The following is a 15,647-nucleotide window of genomic DNA, read 5'->3' on the forward strand; positions in this document are numbered from 1 at the left end:
TTTCAAGCCACGATCGCCTTAAAAACAGCCCGCACCCAAAACCGACGACGGCCTGTTCCGGCCGCGCAGGAGGAGACCCATGGCATCCGTTGCCGAGAGCGCGCCCCGTTTTGAGAAGACCGCAATGTCTATCCTGGTGGCCGTCAGCTTCTGCCACATGCTCAACGACATCATGCAGTCGCTGCTTGCTTCACTCTATCCGCTCTTCAAGGCCAATTACGACCTCGATTTCGTGCAGATCGGCCTGCTGACCATGACCTTTCAGGTCACCGCTTCGCTGCTCCAGCCGCTTGTCGGTATCGTCACCGACCGCTGGCCGATGCCCTATTCGCTGCCGGTCGGCATGGCGAGCACCTTCTGCGGCCTGATCTTGCTCGGCAATGCCGGCAGCTTCGAGCTGCTGCTCGTTGCAGCAAGCCTCATCGGCTTCGGTTCGGCCGTCTTCCATCCGGAATCCTCGCGCGTCGCGCGTCTTGCTTCCGGCGGACGCCACGGCTTTGCCCAGTCCTTCTTCCAGGTGGGCGGCAATGCCGGCCAGGCGATTGGCCCTCTGCTTGCGGCCTTCATCGTGCTGCCGAACGGCCAGCACAGCGTGTCGTGGCTTTCCGGCATTGCCATGGTTGGCATTGTGGTCCTGAGCTGGGTCGGCAACTGGTACATGAGCCACCGTCGTAAGAACGCCAGCAAGGCAGCCCCGAGCCGCACGCTGCCGCTACCGCAGAGCAAGGTCATCTGGGCGCTGCTCATCCTCGTGTTGCTGACGGCGACCAAGAATGTATACATGGCAAGCGTCTCAAGCTATTTCACCTTCTACGTCATCGACCGTTTCCAGCTCGATGTGCAGCAGGCGCAGCTGATGCTCTTCCTGTTCTTGGGGTCGGTTGCCGCCGGCACCTTTCTTGGCGGGCCGATCGGCGACCGTTTCGGTGCACGCTTCGTCATCTGGTTCTCGATCCTCGGCGTGATCCCCTTCGCACTGCTGTTGCCCTATGCCAACCTCTTTTGGACGGGCGTTCTCAGCGTCGTCATCGGCCTGGTCTTCGCGTCTGCTTTCTCGGCCATCGTCGTCTTCGCACAGGAATTGGTGCCGGGGCGCGTCGGCCTGATCGCCGGTGTTTTCTTCGGCTTCGCCTTCGGCGCGGGCGGTCTCGGTGCGGCCTTGCTCGGCGGTTTTGCCGACTCGCATGGTATCGCCTTCGTCTACCGCATCTGCTCCTACCTGCCGCTGCTCGGACTGCTCACCATCTTCCTGCCGCGCATCCCAAAGCATCGAGCGGTTTAAGTTCGCACTCAGAAAGAGGCGCCGAAATACGTTTCGGTGCCTCTTTGGCATTCGCAAGCGCCCGGCGAGACGTTGCGTTCGGATGAATATTTTTTCTCCGGCCTTCGGCGAAGACAGATCGTCATTTCTTTAATCTACTATTTTGATAGATAATATCCGTCTCATGATGGAGCCATCGACGGCGCGATAGCGGAAGGAAATAATATGTCTGCACCCAAACTGGTCGGTCTTGCCGGCAGCTTCAATCGTCCCTCGAAGACCTTTGCGCTGGTCGAGAACATCGCCGGCCTCGCCGCCGAAAAATATGGTTTCGACAACACCATTTACGACCTGACGGATGTCGGGCCGTCGCTCGGCCAGGCGTTGCGTCGCGACGACCTCGACAGTCGCGCCAGGGAAATCATCGCCGATGTTGCCAATGCCGACGTCCTCGTCGTCGGCGCGCCGACATTCAAGGGTAGCTACCCGGGTCTCTTCAAACATCTGATCGATCTCATCGACCCGCATGAACTGCGTGCCAAGCCGATCGTCATCACTGCGACCGGTGGCGGCGATCGTCATGCGCTGATGGTCGAGCATCAGCTGCGCCCGCTCTTCGGCTTCTTCATGGCGCATACGCTGCCGACCGCCGTCTACGCCTCGGACCGCGATTTCACTGACTATCGCGTTTCCTCCGAACAGCTTTCCAAGCGCATCGGAGAGGTCATCGGCGAACTCGCAGCCTTCTTTCCGGTCAGAAGCTCAAGGCTGATCGCGGCGGAATGAACGATATCCAAAGACGGATTTCAGCGGCGCCTTCGGGCGCCGTTTTGTTTGAAGCGCGCCTAGCAGCTGGATTAATCCATAATTTTGATGGAATTTTATCCTGCTGGTCTCGAAGAGGCTGCAAGAGTTTTTCCGGTGATGAGAAGACATCAGATGTTCGTGCTTCGCTCGCCATGCCCGTATTTGCAATTATCCGCCTGCTCGGGGCTCGGCCTCATCAAGTCAGACGGGATAAAAAAATGACTAAGAACAACAATTTCGGCGCCGGTTCGCTTTCGCGCCGCGCGGCTCTCACGATTGCCGCCTCTGCGGCCGCACTCATCGCCTTTGCCGCGCCGGCTCCTTCCTTTGCCGAAGACAAGTCGATCAAGGTCGGCATCATGAGTGGCGAGGATGAAGATGTCTGGCGGGTCGTCACCAGCGAAGCCGCCAAGAAGGGCCTCAAGATTGAAACGATCACCTTCAACGATTACACCCAACCGAACGAGGCTCTGGAGCGCGGCGAAATCGACGCGAACGCCTTCCAGCACCAGCCCTATCTCGACAACCAGATCAAGCAGCACGGCTATCATATCGTCCGTGTCGGCTATACCGGCGTATGGCCGATCGGCCTCTATAGCAAGAAGCACAAGTCGATTGCCGAACTGCCCGCGGGCGCCGTAATCGGTGTCCCGAACGATCCGTCCAACGAAGGACGTGCCCTTCGCGTTCTGCAGAACGAGGGCCTGATCAAGCTCAAGGACGGCACCGGCATTCTGGCAACGATCGTCGACGTCTCCGACAACCCGAAGAACATTGAAATCCGCGAACTCGATGCCGGTATCGTCGGCCGCTCCATCGATGACCTCGACGCTGGCGTCGTCAATACCGACTGGGCGCTGAAGAGCGGCCTGTCCCCACAGGAGCGCATCGCACAGGAGCCGATCGCCGACAATCCTTACCGCAACTTCATCGCCGTGAAGGAGGAAAACAAGAATGCCGATTGGGTAAAGACCCTCGTCTCCTCCTATCAGAATGAGACTGTGAAGGCCGAATTCGATAAGGTCTATAAGGGTACGGGCCTCAGCGCCTATTGATTTCGCCGCCCTTAGAAGGGGTTAGCAACCGAGGCGGCCCGGGCCTTTGCCGGGGCCGCCTTCAGCGTTTGTAAAGGAACGAGGATGAATTCAATTGTCTCCGCCTCAGGGATCGAGACGCGGCCGGGAGAGGCCGAAGAGGTCGTGCGCCTCAAGGATGTTAGGCGCAAATTCGGCGTGACGGCAGCGCTCGACGGCGTTTCGCTCACCGTGAAGAAGAGCGAAATCCTTGGCATCATCGGCCGCAGCGGCGCCGGCAAATCCACGCTGATCCGCTGCCTCAACGGCCTCGAAAGGGCCGATAGTGGCGAGATCGTCATCGAGGGCCGCAATATTGCAGGCCTTGCGGAACAGGAATTGCAGCCCTTGCGCCGCCGTATCGGCATGATCTTTCAGCACTTCAACCTGCTCTCATCCAAGACGGTCGAGGAGAATGTCGCCCTGCCGCTGAAGATCGAGGGTGTCGTCAAGACCGAACGGCTGAAGCGGGCGCAGGAGCTTCTGGAACTCGTCGGCCTTTCCGACAAGGCTAGGGCTTATCCGTCGTCGCTCTCAGGTGGCCAGAAGCAGCGTGTCGGTATTGCCCGCGCACTCGCCGCCCGGCCGGCCCTGTTGCTGTCCGACGAAGCGACCTCGGCCCTCGATCCGGAAACGACGCGTTCGATCCTTGCCCTGTTGAAGGATATTAACCGTAAGCTTGGGCTTACTATCCTGCTGATCACCCACGAGATGGAAGTGGTGCGCAGCATTGCCGATCGCGTCGCCGTCATCGATGCGGGGCGTATCGTGGAAGAGGGCCAGGTCTGGTCGATCTTCGGCGATCCGCAGGCGGCGATCACAAAAAGCCTGCTCGGCGGCATCCGTCCGCAGTTGCCCGTGCATATTGCCGCGCGCCTGTCGCAGAAGGGTGGCACGGAAGCGATCCTCAGCGTCGATCTCTCCGGTCCGGAAGCGCAAGGCGCGCTATTTGCCGATCTCTCGGCAGCGCTGCCTCATTCCTTCCGCCTCGTGCATGGCGGCATCGACCACATCCAGAACCAGCCTGTTGCGCGGTTCTTTATTGCCGTTCCGGCGCGCGATTCCACGCTTGCCGAAGCGGTCGAACAGTTTCTGAAGGCCCGGTCGGCCCGGGTGGAGGTGCTTGGCTATGTCACCGATCATGATTAATCTACTTTTGCGCTCCCTCTGGGAGACGGTGCTTATGACGGCTGCATCCGGCCTGATTTCGCTGGTAGCAGGCCTGCCGCTCGGCCTGGCGCTGGTGCTGACGAACCGCGGCGGCATTGCCGAAAATCTCTGGATCAACCGCATTCTGGGCGCTGTCATCAACGGTTTCCGCTCCGTGCCCTTCATCATCCTCCTGGTGGCGCTGATCCCGCTGACGCGCCTGATCGTTGGCACGGCGATCGGCACCTGGGCGGCCATCGTTCCGCTCGCAATCGCGGCCACTCCCTACTATGCCCGCATCGCGGAAGTCTCGCTGCGTGAGGTCGATCGCGGCCTCATCGATGCCGTGCGCGCCATGGGCGGCAATCGCTGGACGATCATTCGCGAGGTTCTTGTGCCCGAGGCGCTACCCGGCATCGTCGCCGGCTTTACCGTCACGTTGGTGACGCTGATCGGCGCCTCGGCCATGGCCGGCGCCATCGGTGCCGGCGGTCTAGGTGATCTCGCCATCCGCTATGGCTACCAGCGCTTCGAAACCAACGTGATGATTGCGGTCGTTGTCGTGCTCATCGTTCTCGTTTGCGGTATCCAGTGGCTGGGCGACCGGCTCGTCGCCCGCCTGGATCATCGCTGAGATCTGAACTGCGCGGCGGGGTGGCTGGCCGGCAGCCGGCCATTGCCGCCGAACAGCTTCTGGCGCAGCGGTCCTTCCACATAGTCGGCCTTGAACAGGCCGCGCTCCTGCAGCACAGGCACGACGAGATCGACGAAATCATGAAGGCTCTCGGGTGTCACAGTGCGTGCGAGATTGAAGCCGTCGATGCCGCCTTCCTCGATCCAGCGCTGCAGGGTATCGGCAATCTGTTCCGGCGATCCGACAATCGGTTTCATGCGGCTGCCGAGCACCATCTGGTCGATGATCTGCCGCTTCGTTACCGGCTTTGCCGCCTGCTTGGTGATCGCCGCCAGCGCCGACTGATTGGCGTTGGTCGAGTTCTGGTCGATCGCGTCATCGAGCCCGTATTTCGAAAAATCGACGCCGACGGAGGCCGAATAATGCGCAAGCGACGCCTCGACGCTCGCATGCCGGCGATAGTCTTCGAGTTTCTCCTGCGCTTGGGCTTCGGTCTTGCCAACGACGACGGTAATCAGGCTGAGGATCTTGATCGCATCCGCACCACGGCCGTTTGCCAGCGTCTTGGCGCGAAGCGCGTCGGCGGTCGGCCGTGCCGATTGCGGCGTCGGTCCGGCAATGAAGACGCATTCGGCGTGGCGGGCGGCAAAGTCCTGCCCTCGTGCCGAGGCGCCGGCCTGGAAGAGCAGGGGCGTGCGTTGTGGTGAGGGTTCAGCAAGATGGACGCCCTCCATCTTGTAATATTGTCCCTGATGGCTGACTGCACGGACCTTGGAGGCATCGGCAAAGATGCCGCGTTCTTTGTCGCGCAGCACCGCATCATCGTCCCAGCTTCCCTCCCAAAGCTTGTAGAGAATTTCGAGATATTCCTCGGCGGCGTCGTAGCGCGCATCATGTTCAGGCAGCTTCTCGAAGCCCATGCTTCGGGCGGCGCTGTCGAGATAGCCCGTGACGATGTTCCATCCGATGCGTCCCTTGGTCAGGTGATCGAGTGTCGACATACGCCGTGCCAAAAGGAAGGGCGGCTCATAGGTCGTATTGACGGTGACGCCGAAGCCGAGGTGCTCAGTGACGTAGGCCATGGCCGAAATCGGCATCAGCGGATCATTGACCGGGATCTGGGCGCCCGTCTCGATGACCGGGGCGGGGCTACCTTTGTAGACATCGTAGACGCCGACAATATCGGCAAGAAATACGCCGTCGAGCTTGCCGCGTTCGGCCGTGCGGGCAAAATCCGCCCAGTAGTCGAGGTGGGTATAGTCGACCGAACGATCGCGCGGATGCGTCCACATGCCATGGTTTATGTGCCCCACGCAGTTCATGTCGAAGGCGTAGATCTGCATTTTCTTCATTGGGTACAGTCCTGAGATTCCGTCGGGTACTTTTTGGAAATTATCGGCCGGGTCCGGAACTCACCGCTTCTTCCACTGAAATTAGAAGCAAATTATCTCGCATGTCCGATTCCGGGAATTTTCTATCTCTATAAAATCTATGAATTTTACAATGATCTAATCACATTCCGGGGTGGAATGATTTTGAACATTGCGGGAGAGGGATATGAAAATCAACCGACGCAACCTTGTGGGTACGGCCGCTGCCGCTGTCCTCACCTTTACCACCTATGCGGCCTATGCTGCCGACGTCACGCTCAATATCGGCTACCAGCCAATCGTCGAGCCGTCGCGCGTGCCGCAGGCCGATGGCACCTATGAAAAGGAGACCAAGGCCAAGATCAACTGGCAGAAATTCGATGGCGGCGCCGACGTCATCGCTGCTATCGCTTCCGGTTCCATCGATATCGGTTATGTCGGCTCGTCGCCGCTTGCCGCTGCCGCCAGCCGCGAATTGCCGATCGAGACGATCTATGTCGTCGGCCTCATCAGCGACGCCGAGGCGCTTGCCGTCAAGAACATCGCCAAGCCCGAAGACCTGAAGGGCAAGAAGATCGCCACGCCCTTCGTATCGACTGCGCATTATAGCCTGCTGACGGCGCTGAAGCATTGGAAGGTCGATCCCAAGTCGGTGCAGATCCTCAATCTGCGTCCGCCGGAAATCGCTGCTGCCTGGGAGCGTAGCGACATTGATGGCGCCTATGTCTGGGATCCGGTCCTGGCGCAGCTGAAAAAGAGCGGCAGCGTGCTCGCCACTTCGGCCGATGTTGCCAAATGGGGCGGCCCGACCTTCGATGCCTGGATCGTCAGCAAGAAATTTGCCGAGGCTCATCCGGAAGTCGTCACTGGCTTCGTGAAGGTCACGGGCGCGGCTTACGCCTCCTACCTCGCCAATCCGGATAGCTGGAATGCGAAATCACCGGAAGCCGAAAAGATCGCCAAGCTCACCGGTGCCAAGACCGACGAAGTGCCGGCGCTTCTCAAGGGCTACACTTTCCCGAGCCTGCAGGAGCAGGCCAGCGCCGATCTTCTCGGTGGCGGCACGGTCAAGGCCGTTGCCGAAACCTCGGCATTCCTTCTGGAGCAGGGCAAGATCCCCGGCGTTCTGAAGGATTACAGCCCCTATGTTTCCGACCGCTGGGTCAAGGAAGCAGCCAAGGCAGGTCTTTGATCCTCCCAAGGGTCCCGGCGCAGCTTCGGCTGCGCCGGTTTTTTCTCAAACAGGTGATGCCCATGAGCATACTTTCATTACAGTCCCTGTCGCTCGATTATGCCGAGGCAGGCAGTCGTCGAAAGAGACGTGTGCTTGATGGCGTCAACCTCCATATCGCTTCGGACGAATTCGTGGTCGTCATCGGCCGTTCCGGCTCCGGCAAGACCAGCCTTCTCAATATTGCTGCAGGTTTCACGGAGCCGAGCGAGGGACGCGTGCTGGTCGACGGCAAAGAGATAGACGGGCCGGGCGTAGACCGGGCTGTCGTGTTTCAGGACGATGCGCTCTATCCCTGGCTGACCGCTGCCGGCAATGTGGCTTTTCCACTGAAGCTTCAGGGCATCCCGAAAGGGGAGAGACAGCGCCGCGCCGAAGAACTGCTGGTGAAGGTCGGGCTCGATGGCGCGGGTCACAAGAATATCTGGGAACTCTCAGGCGGTATGCGCCAGCGCGTCGGCATCGCTCGCGCGCTCGCCTCCGGCCCTCGCTTCCTGCTGCTGGATGAACCGCTCGGCGCGCTCGACGCGCTGACACGCAGCCGCATGCAGAAATTCCTGCTGGATGTCTGGGCAGAAAGCAAAACGGGTGCCCTGCTGATCACCCACAGCATTGACGAGGCGCTGTTGCTTGCAACACGCGTCATCGTACTGGCGCCGAACCCCGGCCGTATCGTCGCCGACATCAGGACCGAGTTTGGCAAGGCGTTGCTCGAAGGCAAAAGCGTCAAGGAGATCAAGGCGCTCACTGCGTTCAAAAATCTCCACGACGAGCTGACCGCACTCATCCATGCGGATGAAGAGGAGATTGCCGCATGAGCGTCGAGGCGGAAGCACTCGCAACCGCGGTGTCGGATCAACCGGTAGAGGCACGGCCGAAACGCCGCGGCACGCTGCCGATCTCGCTAACAACCATTGCCGTCATTATTGCCGGCTGGAGCCTTGCTTCGGCCTATGGTGCCGTCTCGCCGGTCTTCCTGCCGTCGCCGCTCGTAGTGGCGAATTCGCTTGTCAATGTCGCGGTCAACGGCTTCGTCGATTCCACGCTCGCCGAGCATACGTTGGCAAGTCTGCTGCGCATCTTCGCAGCGCTCGCCGTCTCGCTCATCATCGGTGTGCCGGCAGGCCTAGCGATAGCCACGAGCCGTATCGGCAAGGGCATCCTTGATCCGATCGTCGAATTCCTGCGGCCCCTGCCGCCGCTTGCCTATCTGCCGCTGATCATCATCTGGGTCGGCATCGGCGAGGCGTCGAAGGTTACGGTCATCTCGCTCGCCATGCTGCCCCCAATCATCCTGTCGACGGCATCAGGCGTCAAATCCGCTCCGGCTGATTTCGTCAACGCCGCCCGCTCGTTTGGCGCGAGCCGGCTGCAGGTACTGCTGCATGTCATTCTTCCAGGCGCCATTCCGTCGATCTTGACCGGCACACGCATCGCGCTCGGCGCCGGCTGGTCGACGCTGGTCGCTGCCGAGCTGGTGGCGGCAAGCCAGGGCCTTGGTTTCATGATCCAGTCTGCGGCGCAGTTCCTGGTGACCGATATCGTCATCGGCGGAATCATCGTCATCGCCGCCATCGCCTTCCTGCTGGAGATACTGGCGCGTCTGATCGAACGGGTCCTCGTGCCCTGGGCTGCGCATCGCTGAACGTCTATCATCGCCTTGCCGATCAAATTATCCTAAGGCTGTATCGCGCCGCGCGACTGCATGATGGTAGCGTGGTGCGCAGACAAGGCCGGAGGATGAGATGACGAAGAAGACGCTGTCGGACTGGGAGGCGCTGGCGGAAAAGGAGCTGCGCGCAGCACCGGAGACGCTGACTTGGCACACACCCGAAGGCATCGACGTCAAGCCGCTCTATACGGCAGCCGATCTCAATGGTGTCGATGCGGACAGCTTACCTGGCTTTGCGCCCTTCACCCGTGGTCCGCGCGCCACCATGTATGCCGGCCGGCCCTGGACGATCCGGCAGTATGCCGGCTTCTCGACCGCGGAGGAGTCCAACGCCTTCTACCGCCGTAATCTCGCCGCGGGTCAGAAGGGCCTCTCTGTCGCCTTCGATCTCGCTACCCATCGTGGCTATGACAGCGATCATCCCCGCGTCGTCGGCGATGTCGGCAAGGCGGGTGTCGCTATCGACAGTGTCGAGGACATGAAGATCCTGTTCGACGGCATTCCGCTGCAGGACATGTCCGTTTCCATGACCATGAACGGCGCCGTCATCCCCATCCTGGCAAATTTCATCGTTGCCGGCGAGGAGCAGGGCGTTTCGAAGGCGGAGCTTTCCGGGACCATCCAGAACGATATTCTCAAGGAGTTCATGGTCCGCAACACCTATATTTACCCGCCGGAACCCTCGATGCGCATCGTTGCCGATATCATCGAATACACGGCAAGGGAGATGCCGAAATTCAATTCGATCTCAATCTCCGGTTATCACATGCAGGAGGCCGGGGCGACGCTGGTCCAAGAGCTTGCTTTCACGCTCGCCGACGGGCGCGAATATGTGCGCGCGGCGATTGCCAAGGGGCTAAACGTCGATGATTTCGCCGGCCGTCTCTCCTTTTTCTTCGCGATCGGCATGAATTTCTTCATGGAAGCCGCAAAGCTTCGCTCCGCCCGCCTGCTCTGGACCCGCATCATGGAGGAGTTCGAGCCGAAGAAAGCATCTTCGCTGATGCTGCGCACCCATTGCCAGACCTCGGGCGTGTCGCTGCAGGAACAAGATCCGTATAACAACATTATCCGCACCGCTTTCGAGGCGATGTCAGCCGTACTCGGTGGCACGCAGTCGCTGCACACCAATTCCTTCGACGAGGCGATTGCACTGCCGACGGAGTTTTCCGCGCGTATTGCCCGCAATACGCAGCTCATCCTGCAGCACGAGACCGGCGTTACCAACGTCGTCGACCCGCTCGCCGGCTCCTACTATGTCGAGAGCTTGACGAAGGAACTGGCTGACAAGGCCTGGGCGTTGATCGAAGAGGTCGAGGCGCTCGGTGGCATGACGAAGGCCGTCAATGAAGGCTTGCCGAAGCGGCTGATCGAGGAAGCCGCCGCCCGTCGCCAGGCCGCGGTCGACAAAGGCGAAGAAGTCATCGTCGGCGTCAACAAATACCGGCTGGAAACCGAACAGGCGATCGACATTCTCGAGATCGACAACAGCGCGGTGCGTGCTGCGCAGATCCGCCGGATCGAGGAGACCAAGCGTCGCCGTGACGGCATGAAGGTGAAGGAGGCGCTAGCCGTGCTTTCTGACATTGCCCGCAGCGGCAACGGCAATCTGCTCGCAGCCGCTGTCGAAGCGGCGCGCGCGCGCGCGACCGTCGGTGAGATTTCCGATGCGATGCGTGAGGTCTTCGGCGATCATTTCGCCACGCCTAAGGTCATCGGCGGTGTCTACGGAACGGCCTATCGCGACGAGCCGGAGCTGGACGTCCTGAAAGCCAGGATGGCCGACGTAACCGAAGCTATGGGCCGCAAGCCGAAGATCATGGTCGCCAAGCTCGGCCAGGACGGGCACGACCGCGGCGCCAAGGTGATTGCCTCGGCCTTCGGTGATGTCGGTTTCGACGTGCTCGCCGGCCCGCTGTTCCAGACGCCGGAGGAGGCGGCCGGCATGGCGCTCGGCGAGAAGGTCAATGTGATTGGCGTTTCGTCGCTGGCAGCCGGTCACCGAACGCTGCTGCCGCAGTTGATCGATCTGCTGAAAGAGCAGGGCGGTGGCGATATCATCGTCGTCTGCGGTGGCGTCATCCCGCGGCAGGACTATGAATTCCTGCATGAACACGGCGTTGCCGCCGTTTTTGGACCGGGTACCAACGTGCTGGAGGCCGCGAACTCGGTTCTCGACCTCCTGCAGGGTATCAGGCGAAACCAGTAGCTTAGAGCAGCCCGCGCTTTGCGAGATTGCTCATTAGCGCGGAGATGCCGAAAGTCCACGGCGGGCATTCCGTCGACAGCCGGACGGTGTTGACTAGTGCGCCCAGGCCGGCGGACGAGATTTCCACGACATCGCCGGTCTTGTGGGTAAAGCCCTGATTCTTTGCATCGCGGTCCTGTGTCGGCGCAAAGAGCGTGCCGAGGAACAGCATGAAGCCATCGGGATATTGATGGTGGGCACCGACGGTCTGCCTGACGAGATCGGTCGGGTCGCGGCTGATCTGCGACATGGAACTCTTGCCGTGCAGGACGAAGCCGTCCTGCCCGGTGACCTTGAGGTCGAGTTCGGTCCTGCGCACGTCGTCGAGGTTGTAGCTCTGGTCGAACAGACGAATGAATGGGCCGATGGAGCAAGAGGCGTTGTTATCTTTCGCCTTGCCGAGCAGCAGCGCCGAGCGACCCTCGACGTCGCGCAGGTTTACGTCATTGCCGAGGGTTGCTCCCTTGATCTCGCCACGGCTGTTGACGGCGAGCACGATTTCCGGCTCCGGGTTGTTCCAGGTCGAGATCGGATGAAGGCCAACGTCCGAGCCCCAGCCGACGGATGAGAGGACCGGCGACTTGGTGAAAACCTCTGCATCCGGGCCGATGCCGACTTCGAGGTATTGCGACCAGATGCCTTCCTTGATCAGCGCCTGCTTGACTTTGGCAGCCTCTGGCGAGCCTGCCTTGATGTTGGTCAGGCTGCCGCCGATCAGCGTGCTGACGCGTTCGCGGATAGCGGCTGCACGGTCGGGATTACCGGCTGCTTTTTCCTCGATGACGCGCTCGATCATCGATTGGGCAAAGGTCACGCCGCAAGCCTTGATCGCCTGCAGATCGGCAGGGGCGAGAAGATAGGTTTTGCTCGCATCCGGCTTGCCGGTGCTATTTGCCGCGATCTCCTCTAGCGTGCCGAGCGACTTGCCGCTCGCTCCTCGAACGAATTCCGCCGCATCGGCTCGCTCCACCAGCGCGCTCAGCGTGGGGGCTACCGGAGAGGTGATATCGATGAGGGCGCCGTCGCGCGGCGTTACGATGCTCGGACCGGAGACTTCCGGATTCCAAACGCGGCCGACAAACAGGCCGCCCGAAGCGCTAGCATCGAGGGGGGAATGGGACATGGCGATCTTCCGTCACAGGTGGAGCGGGGAGCGCTCCTGCAGAAAGGGATGGCGGCCGTCCTCCTATTTGACGGCTCCCGAAAATCGAACACATTCATCGGACAAGAGCAAGTCTCAACAAGCGGAAAACGGGTCTTTTCGGTCTTATGTTCCAGCGAAGCAATAGAAGGACAAAGCGGCATTTTGTCATAACTTATAACTATTTAGATACAAAATAATCTTTTTATTTCATATATTTACCTATGCGATAAAACTCTTTTGCCACCGATCTCGCCTTGACAGGACCTCTCTTTCGTTATCTGTTTCGCCTCATGGAGGATGGGTCGGCGGATGGCGACCTGGAAATTTCCCCGGGAGGATAATATTGCGATGCTGAGATTTGCCGTCGTCGGGATCGACCATGGGCACACGTTCGATCATGTGAAGGGATTGCTGGCCGCAGGCGCCGAATTCGTCGGCTATTGCCCGCAGACGACTGTGCCCGCGATCCGCGAGATGTTCGAGAAGACCTATCCGGATGCACCGCAGATCGACCGGGAAAAGATTTTCACCGATCCCTCGATCGACGTCATCTGCATTGCCGCCATTCCGCGCGACCGCGCGGGCCTTGCCATCCGCGCTATGAAGGCCGGCAAGGACGTCATGACCGATAAACCGGGTGTGACGACTTTAGCCCAGCTAGAAGAGGTCAAGCGCACCGTTGCCGAAACCGGCAAGATCTTCTCCATCTGCTTTTCGGAACGCCACTGCGTTCGTTCTGCCGTCAAGGCTGGCAAGCTGGTGAAGGAAGGCGCGATCGGCAAGGTCATCCAGACGCTTGGCATGGGGCCGCACCGCCTCCAATTGCCGACGCGCCCGGACTGGTTCTTTGATCCGGAAGCCTTCGGCGGCATCATCGTCGATATCGCCTCGCATCAGGTCGACCAGTTTCTGTTTTACACTGGCTCGACGACCGGCGAAGTGGTCGCAAGCTCGGTCGGCAATTTCGGCATGCCGGAGAAGCCCGCCTTCCAGGATTTCGGTGAAGTGCTGCTGCGTTCCGACAAGGCGGCCGGTTATATCCGCGTCGACTGGTTCACGCCGGAGGCGCTGCCGACCTGGGGTGACGGACGTCTGACCATCCTCGGCACCGAGGGCTATATCGAACTGCGCAAATATATCGATATCGCCGGCCGCCCGGGTAAGGATCATCTCTTCCTCGTCAACGGCAAGGAGATGACGCATATCGATTGCAGCAGCGAGAAGCTTGACTATTTCGACGCCTTCGCCGCCGACGTGCGCGACCGCAGCGAAACGGCGATGAAGCAGGATCACGTCTACGAGGTCTGCCGCCTGTCGCTGGAAGCACAGACGAAGGCCGCCCACATCGGTACCCGCTGAGGAAAACATCATGACACGGAAACTGCGCGTCGGCGTTCTTGGCGCGGGCATTGCCGAACGGCATCTGACAGGCTTTCGTTGGAACAGCGATCTCTTTGAGGTTCCAGTTCTCTGCTCTCTCGACGCGGATCGCGGACAACCACTTTGCGAGGAGCACAAAATCCCCGAATATACGCAGGATACGGAATCGCTCTTTGCCCGCGACGATCTCGATATCATCGACATCGCCACGCCGCCGAGTTCGCATTTCGAGCTTTGCAGGAAGGCGATCGAGAGCGGCAAGCATGTGATCTGCGAAAAGCCGCTTTTCGGCTCGATTGCCGAAGTCGACGAAATGGCAAAGATCCTTGCGCGCTCGAACGGGCGGAAGCTGATGCCAATCTTCCAGTACCGTTATGGCAGCGGCCTGCAGAAGCTGAAGCTCCTGATCGAGCGCGGCCTTGCCGGAAATCCCTTTCTCACCACGATCGAAACCCATTGGTGGCGCGGGCCGGACTACTATGCCGTGCCCTGGCGCGGCAAATGGGCGACGGAGCTCGGGGGTGGCCTGCTCGGCCACGCGATCCATGCTCATGACATGCTGAACTATGTGCATGGCCCTTGCGCCGAGGTATTTTCCTATGGCGCGACACTGGTCAACCCGATTGAGGTTGAAGACACTGCCTCGCTGTCGGTGAAGATGAAGAATGGCTCGCTCGCCACGCTCTCCATGACGCTAGGTTCCCGCAAGGAAATCTCCCGCCTGCGCTTCTGCTTCAGCAATCTGGTCGCCGAGAGCATTCTGGAGCCCTATACGATGGGCCGCGATCCCTGGACTTTCATCGCCGGAACCGAAGAACATCAGGCCCGTGTCGATGCCGCACTTGCCGGCTACGAAGTCAAGGAGGATGGGTATACGCGTCAGTTCGAGCTCTTTCATCGGGCGATCGTCGAGGACCGGGATCCGCCGGTGACGCTGCTGGATGCGCGCAATTCGCTGGAGCTGGTAACCGCCGCCTATCATTCGCAACGAACCGGCCGGCCGACACCGATGCCCATCACGGCCGATCATCCGCTCTACGGCTCCTGGCTTCCGGAAGAAGCACGACTGCCAGCCGCCAGCGCGTAAAGAACGAAATGCTGAAATCATTCGAACATATCGGCATGACGGTCAACAATATGGACCGAGCGATCGAATTCTATTGCGGTCTGCTCGGTCTCAAACTGCATCTGCGCAAGCAGATGCCCGATGGCATGCAGGTCGCCTTCCTCGACGCCGGCGGCGGCATGTTGGAAGTCTTTGCGCCGCCCGGCGGTGCCGCGAGAGCTGTCGATGTTCCCGATGGAACGGCCGGCATCAAGCACATCACCTTCCATTTCGAAAACGTCGAGGAAATCTTTGCGCGACTTGAAGCTGTGGGTGTTGAAGTCAAAGAACGGCCACGCTTTGCTGTCCATTCCGAGATGTTGAACAGGATCGCCTTTGTCCGAGATCCCGACGGTATCATCGTTGAACTTGCGGAGCGGTCACAGAACCGGTTTGGCTGAACTTAGGAGGACGGGCGCGGTGTGAACCGCGCCTTCGATTTCTATCGGCGTTCTCCCGACGCTTTTTTCTTGGCTTCGTCATCAACCAATTCGTACCACATGGCGTTGAGGACGGCGAAGGCGGCTGCCAGCGGCAGGCCGAGTATCCAAGCGAAATACCACATCGTTTCGT

15 protein-coding genes are annotated in these 15,647 nt (G+C 60.1%); 12 read left to right on the top strand and 3 right to left on the bottom strand.

The features are described from left to right. Positions 1–79: 79 nt before the first annotated feature. The 5 genes from FHT78_RS20845 to FHT78_RS20865 all read left to right on the top strand — a co-directional run bounded on the left by FHT78_RS20845 (position 80) and on the right by FHT78_RS20865 (position 4,924). Positions 80–1,282, top strand: a complete 1,203-nt coding sequence (locus FHT78_RS20845) for an MFS transporter (protein ID WP_183748210.1) — start codon at positions 80–82, stop codon at positions 1,280–1,282. Positions 1,283–1,486: 204 nt separating this feature from the next. Then, the gene (gene msuE, locus FHT78_RS20850; RefSeq protein ID WP_183748212.1) at positions 1,487–2,047 is read left to right on the top strand and encodes an FMN reductase; all 561 of its coding nucleotides are present in this window, start codon (positions 1,487–1,489) and stop codon (positions 2,045–2,047) included. A gap of 239 nt (positions 2,048–2,286) precedes the next feature. Beyond that, on the top strand, positions 2,287–3,123 hold the full coding sequence (locus FHT78_RS20855) for a MetQ/NlpA family lipoprotein (RefSeq protein WP_183748214.1): 837 nt from the start codon (positions 2,287–2,289) through the stop codon (positions 3,121–3,123). Positions 3,124–3,207: 84 nt separating this feature from the next. Continuing rightward, positions 3,208–4,290: a methionine ABC transporter ATP-binding protein gene (locus tag FHT78_RS20860; RefSeq protein WP_183748216.1), complete on the top strand. Its 1,083-nt coding sequence runs from the start codon at positions 3,208–3,210 to the stop codon at positions 4,288–4,290. Beyond that, entirely contained in the window at positions 4,271–4,924 is a 654-nt protein-coding gene (locus tag FHT78_RS20865) for a methionine ABC transporter permease (RefSeq protein ID WP_183748217.1), read from the top strand. The genes FHT78_RS20860 and FHT78_RS20865 overlap by 20 nt, the downstream gene beginning before the upstream one ends. Here the strand turns inward: FHT78_RS20865 and FHT78_RS20870 are convergent. Beyond that, positions 4,915–6,276 (bottom strand): LLM class flavin-dependent oxidoreductase, encoded by a 1,362-nt coding sequence (locus FHT78_RS20870; protein WP_183748218.1) that lies wholly within the window; start codon positions 6,274–6,276, stop codon positions 4,915–4,917. The genes FHT78_RS20865 and FHT78_RS20870 overlap by 10 nt on opposite strands. 205 nt (positions 6,277–6,481) lie before the next feature. Here FHT78_RS20870 and tauA point away from each other — a divergent pair, with 205 nt between their 5' ends. From tauA to scpA, 4 genes are all read left to right on the top strand, one after another. Then, complete coding sequence (tauA, locus tag FHT78_RS20875; RefSeq protein ID WP_183748219.1) at positions 6,482–7,486, top strand: taurine ABC transporter substrate-binding protein; 1,005 nt, start codon at positions 6,482–6,484, stop codon at positions 7,484–7,486. A gap of 62 nt (positions 7,487–7,548) precedes the next feature. Further along, entirely contained in the window at positions 7,549–8,343 is a 795-nt protein-coding gene (locus FHT78_RS20880) for an ABC transporter ATP-binding protein (RefSeq protein WP_183748220.1), read from the top strand. Then, complete coding sequence (locus FHT78_RS20885; protein ID WP_183748221.1) at positions 8,340–9,170, top strand: ABC transporter permease subunit; 831 nt, start codon at positions 8,340–8,342, stop codon at positions 9,168–9,170. Before FHT78_RS20880 ends, FHT78_RS20885 begins: the two co-directional genes overlap by 4 nt. 100 nt (positions 9,171–9,270) lie before the next feature. After that, positions 9,271–11,406, top strand: coding sequence for a methylmalonyl-CoA mutase (gene scpA / locus FHT78_RS20890; RefSeq protein ID WP_183748222.1), 2,136 nt, complete (start codon positions 9,271–9,273; stop codon positions 11,404–11,406). Between the two features lies 1 nt (position 11,407). On the opposite strand, the gene FHT78_RS20895 is transcribed toward scpA, so the two are convergent. Then, positions 11,408–12,568, bottom strand: a complete 1,161-nt coding sequence (locus FHT78_RS20895; protein ID WP_183748223.1) for a fumarylacetoacetate hydrolase family protein — start codon at positions 12,566–12,568, stop codon at positions 11,408–11,410. A gap of 369 nt (positions 12,569–12,937) precedes the next feature. On the opposite strand from FHT78_RS20895, the gene FHT78_RS20900 reads away from it, so the two are divergent. The 3 genes from FHT78_RS20900 to FHT78_RS20910 are packed head-to-tail and all read left to right on the top strand — an operon-like array spanning position 12,938 to position 15,475. Next, entirely contained in the window at positions 12,938–13,948 is a 1,011-nt protein-coding gene (locus tag FHT78_RS20900; protein WP_183748225.1) for a Gfo/Idh/MocA family oxidoreductase, read from the top strand. 10 nt (positions 13,949–13,958) lie between these two features. Further along, the gene (locus FHT78_RS20905; protein ID WP_183748227.1) at positions 13,959–15,056 is read left to right on the top strand and encodes a Gfo/Idh/MocA family oxidoreductase; all 1,098 of its coding nucleotides are present in this window, start codon (positions 13,959–13,961) and stop codon (positions 15,054–15,056) included. A gap of 8 nt (positions 15,057–15,064) precedes the next feature. Then, complete coding sequence (locus FHT78_RS20910; protein WP_183748229.1) at positions 15,065–15,475, top strand: VOC family protein; 411 nt, start codon at positions 15,065–15,067, stop codon at positions 15,473–15,475. 41 nt (positions 15,476–15,516) lie between these two features. On the opposite strand, the gene cydX is transcribed toward FHT78_RS20910, so the two are convergent. After that, the gene (cydX, locus tag FHT78_RS20915) at positions 15,517–15,639 is read right to left on the bottom strand and encodes a cytochrome bd-I oxidase subunit CydX (protein WP_183748231.1); all 123 of its coding nucleotides are present in this window, start codon (positions 15,637–15,639) and stop codon (positions 15,517–15,519) included. Positions 15,640–15,647: the final 8 nt, after the last annotated feature.

It is taken from the genome of Rhizobium sp. BK196, assembly GCF_014193255.1.
Taxonomy (GTDB): Bacteria; Pseudomonadota; Alphaproteobacteria; order Rhizobiales; family Rhizobiaceae; genus Rhizobium.

Excerpts from the sequence above, each read along its gene's own strand:
- FHT78_RS20845 (WP_183748210.1), top strand. The coding sequence starts at position 80 with ATGGCATCCGTTGCCGAGAGCGCGCCCCGTTTTGAGAAGACCGCAATG.
- msuE (WP_183748212.1), top strand. The coding sequence starts at position 1,487 with ATGTCTGCACCCAAACTGGTCGGTCTTGCCGGCAGCTTCAATCGTCCC.
- FHT78_RS20855 (WP_183748214.1), top strand. The coding sequence starts at position 2,287 with ATGACTAAGAACAACAATTTCGGCGCCGGTTCGCTTTCGCGCCGCGCG.
- FHT78_RS20860 (WP_183748216.1), top strand. The coding sequence starts at position 3,208 with ATGAATTCAATTGTCTCCGCCTCAGGGATCGAGACGCGGCCGGGAGAG.
- FHT78_RS20865 (WP_183748217.1), top strand. The coding sequence starts at position 4,271 with ATGTCACCGATCATGATTAATCTACTTTTGCGCTCCCTCTGGGAGACG.
- FHT78_RS20870 (WP_183748218.1), bottom strand. The coding sequence starts at position 6,276 with ATGAAGAAAATGCAGATCTACGCCTTCGACATGAACTGCGTGGGGCAC.
- tauA (WP_183748219.1), top strand. The coding sequence starts at position 6,482 with ATGAAAATCAACCGACGCAACCTTGTGGGTACGGCCGCTGCCGCTGTC.
- FHT78_RS20880 (WP_183748220.1), top strand. The coding sequence starts at position 7,549 with ATGAGCATACTTTCATTACAGTCCCTGTCGCTCGATTATGCCGAGGCA.
- FHT78_RS20885 (WP_183748221.1), top strand. The coding sequence starts at position 8,340 with ATGAGCGTCGAGGCGGAAGCACTCGCAACCGCGGTGTCGGATCAACCG.
- scpA (WP_183748222.1), top strand. The coding sequence starts at position 9,271 with ATGACGAAGAAGACGCTGTCGGACTGGGAGGCGCTGGCGGAAAAGGAG.
- FHT78_RS20895 (WP_183748223.1), bottom strand. The coding sequence starts at position 12,568 with ATGTCCCATTCCCCCCTCGATGCTAGCGCTTCGGGCGGCCTGTTTGTC.
- FHT78_RS20900 (WP_183748225.1), top strand. The coding sequence starts at position 12,938 with ATGCTGAGATTTGCCGTCGTCGGGATCGACCATGGGCACACGTTCGAT.
- FHT78_RS20905 (WP_183748227.1), top strand. The coding sequence starts at position 13,959 with ATGACACGGAAACTGCGCGTCGGCGTTCTTGGCGCGGGCATTGCCGAA.
- FHT78_RS20910 (WP_183748229.1), top strand. The coding sequence starts at position 15,065 with ATGCTGAAATCATTCGAACATATCGGCATGACGGTCAACAATATGGAC.
- cydX (WP_183748231.1), bottom strand. The coding sequence starts at position 15,639 with ATGTGGTATTTCGCTTGGATACTCGGCCTGCCGCTGGCAGCCGCCTTC.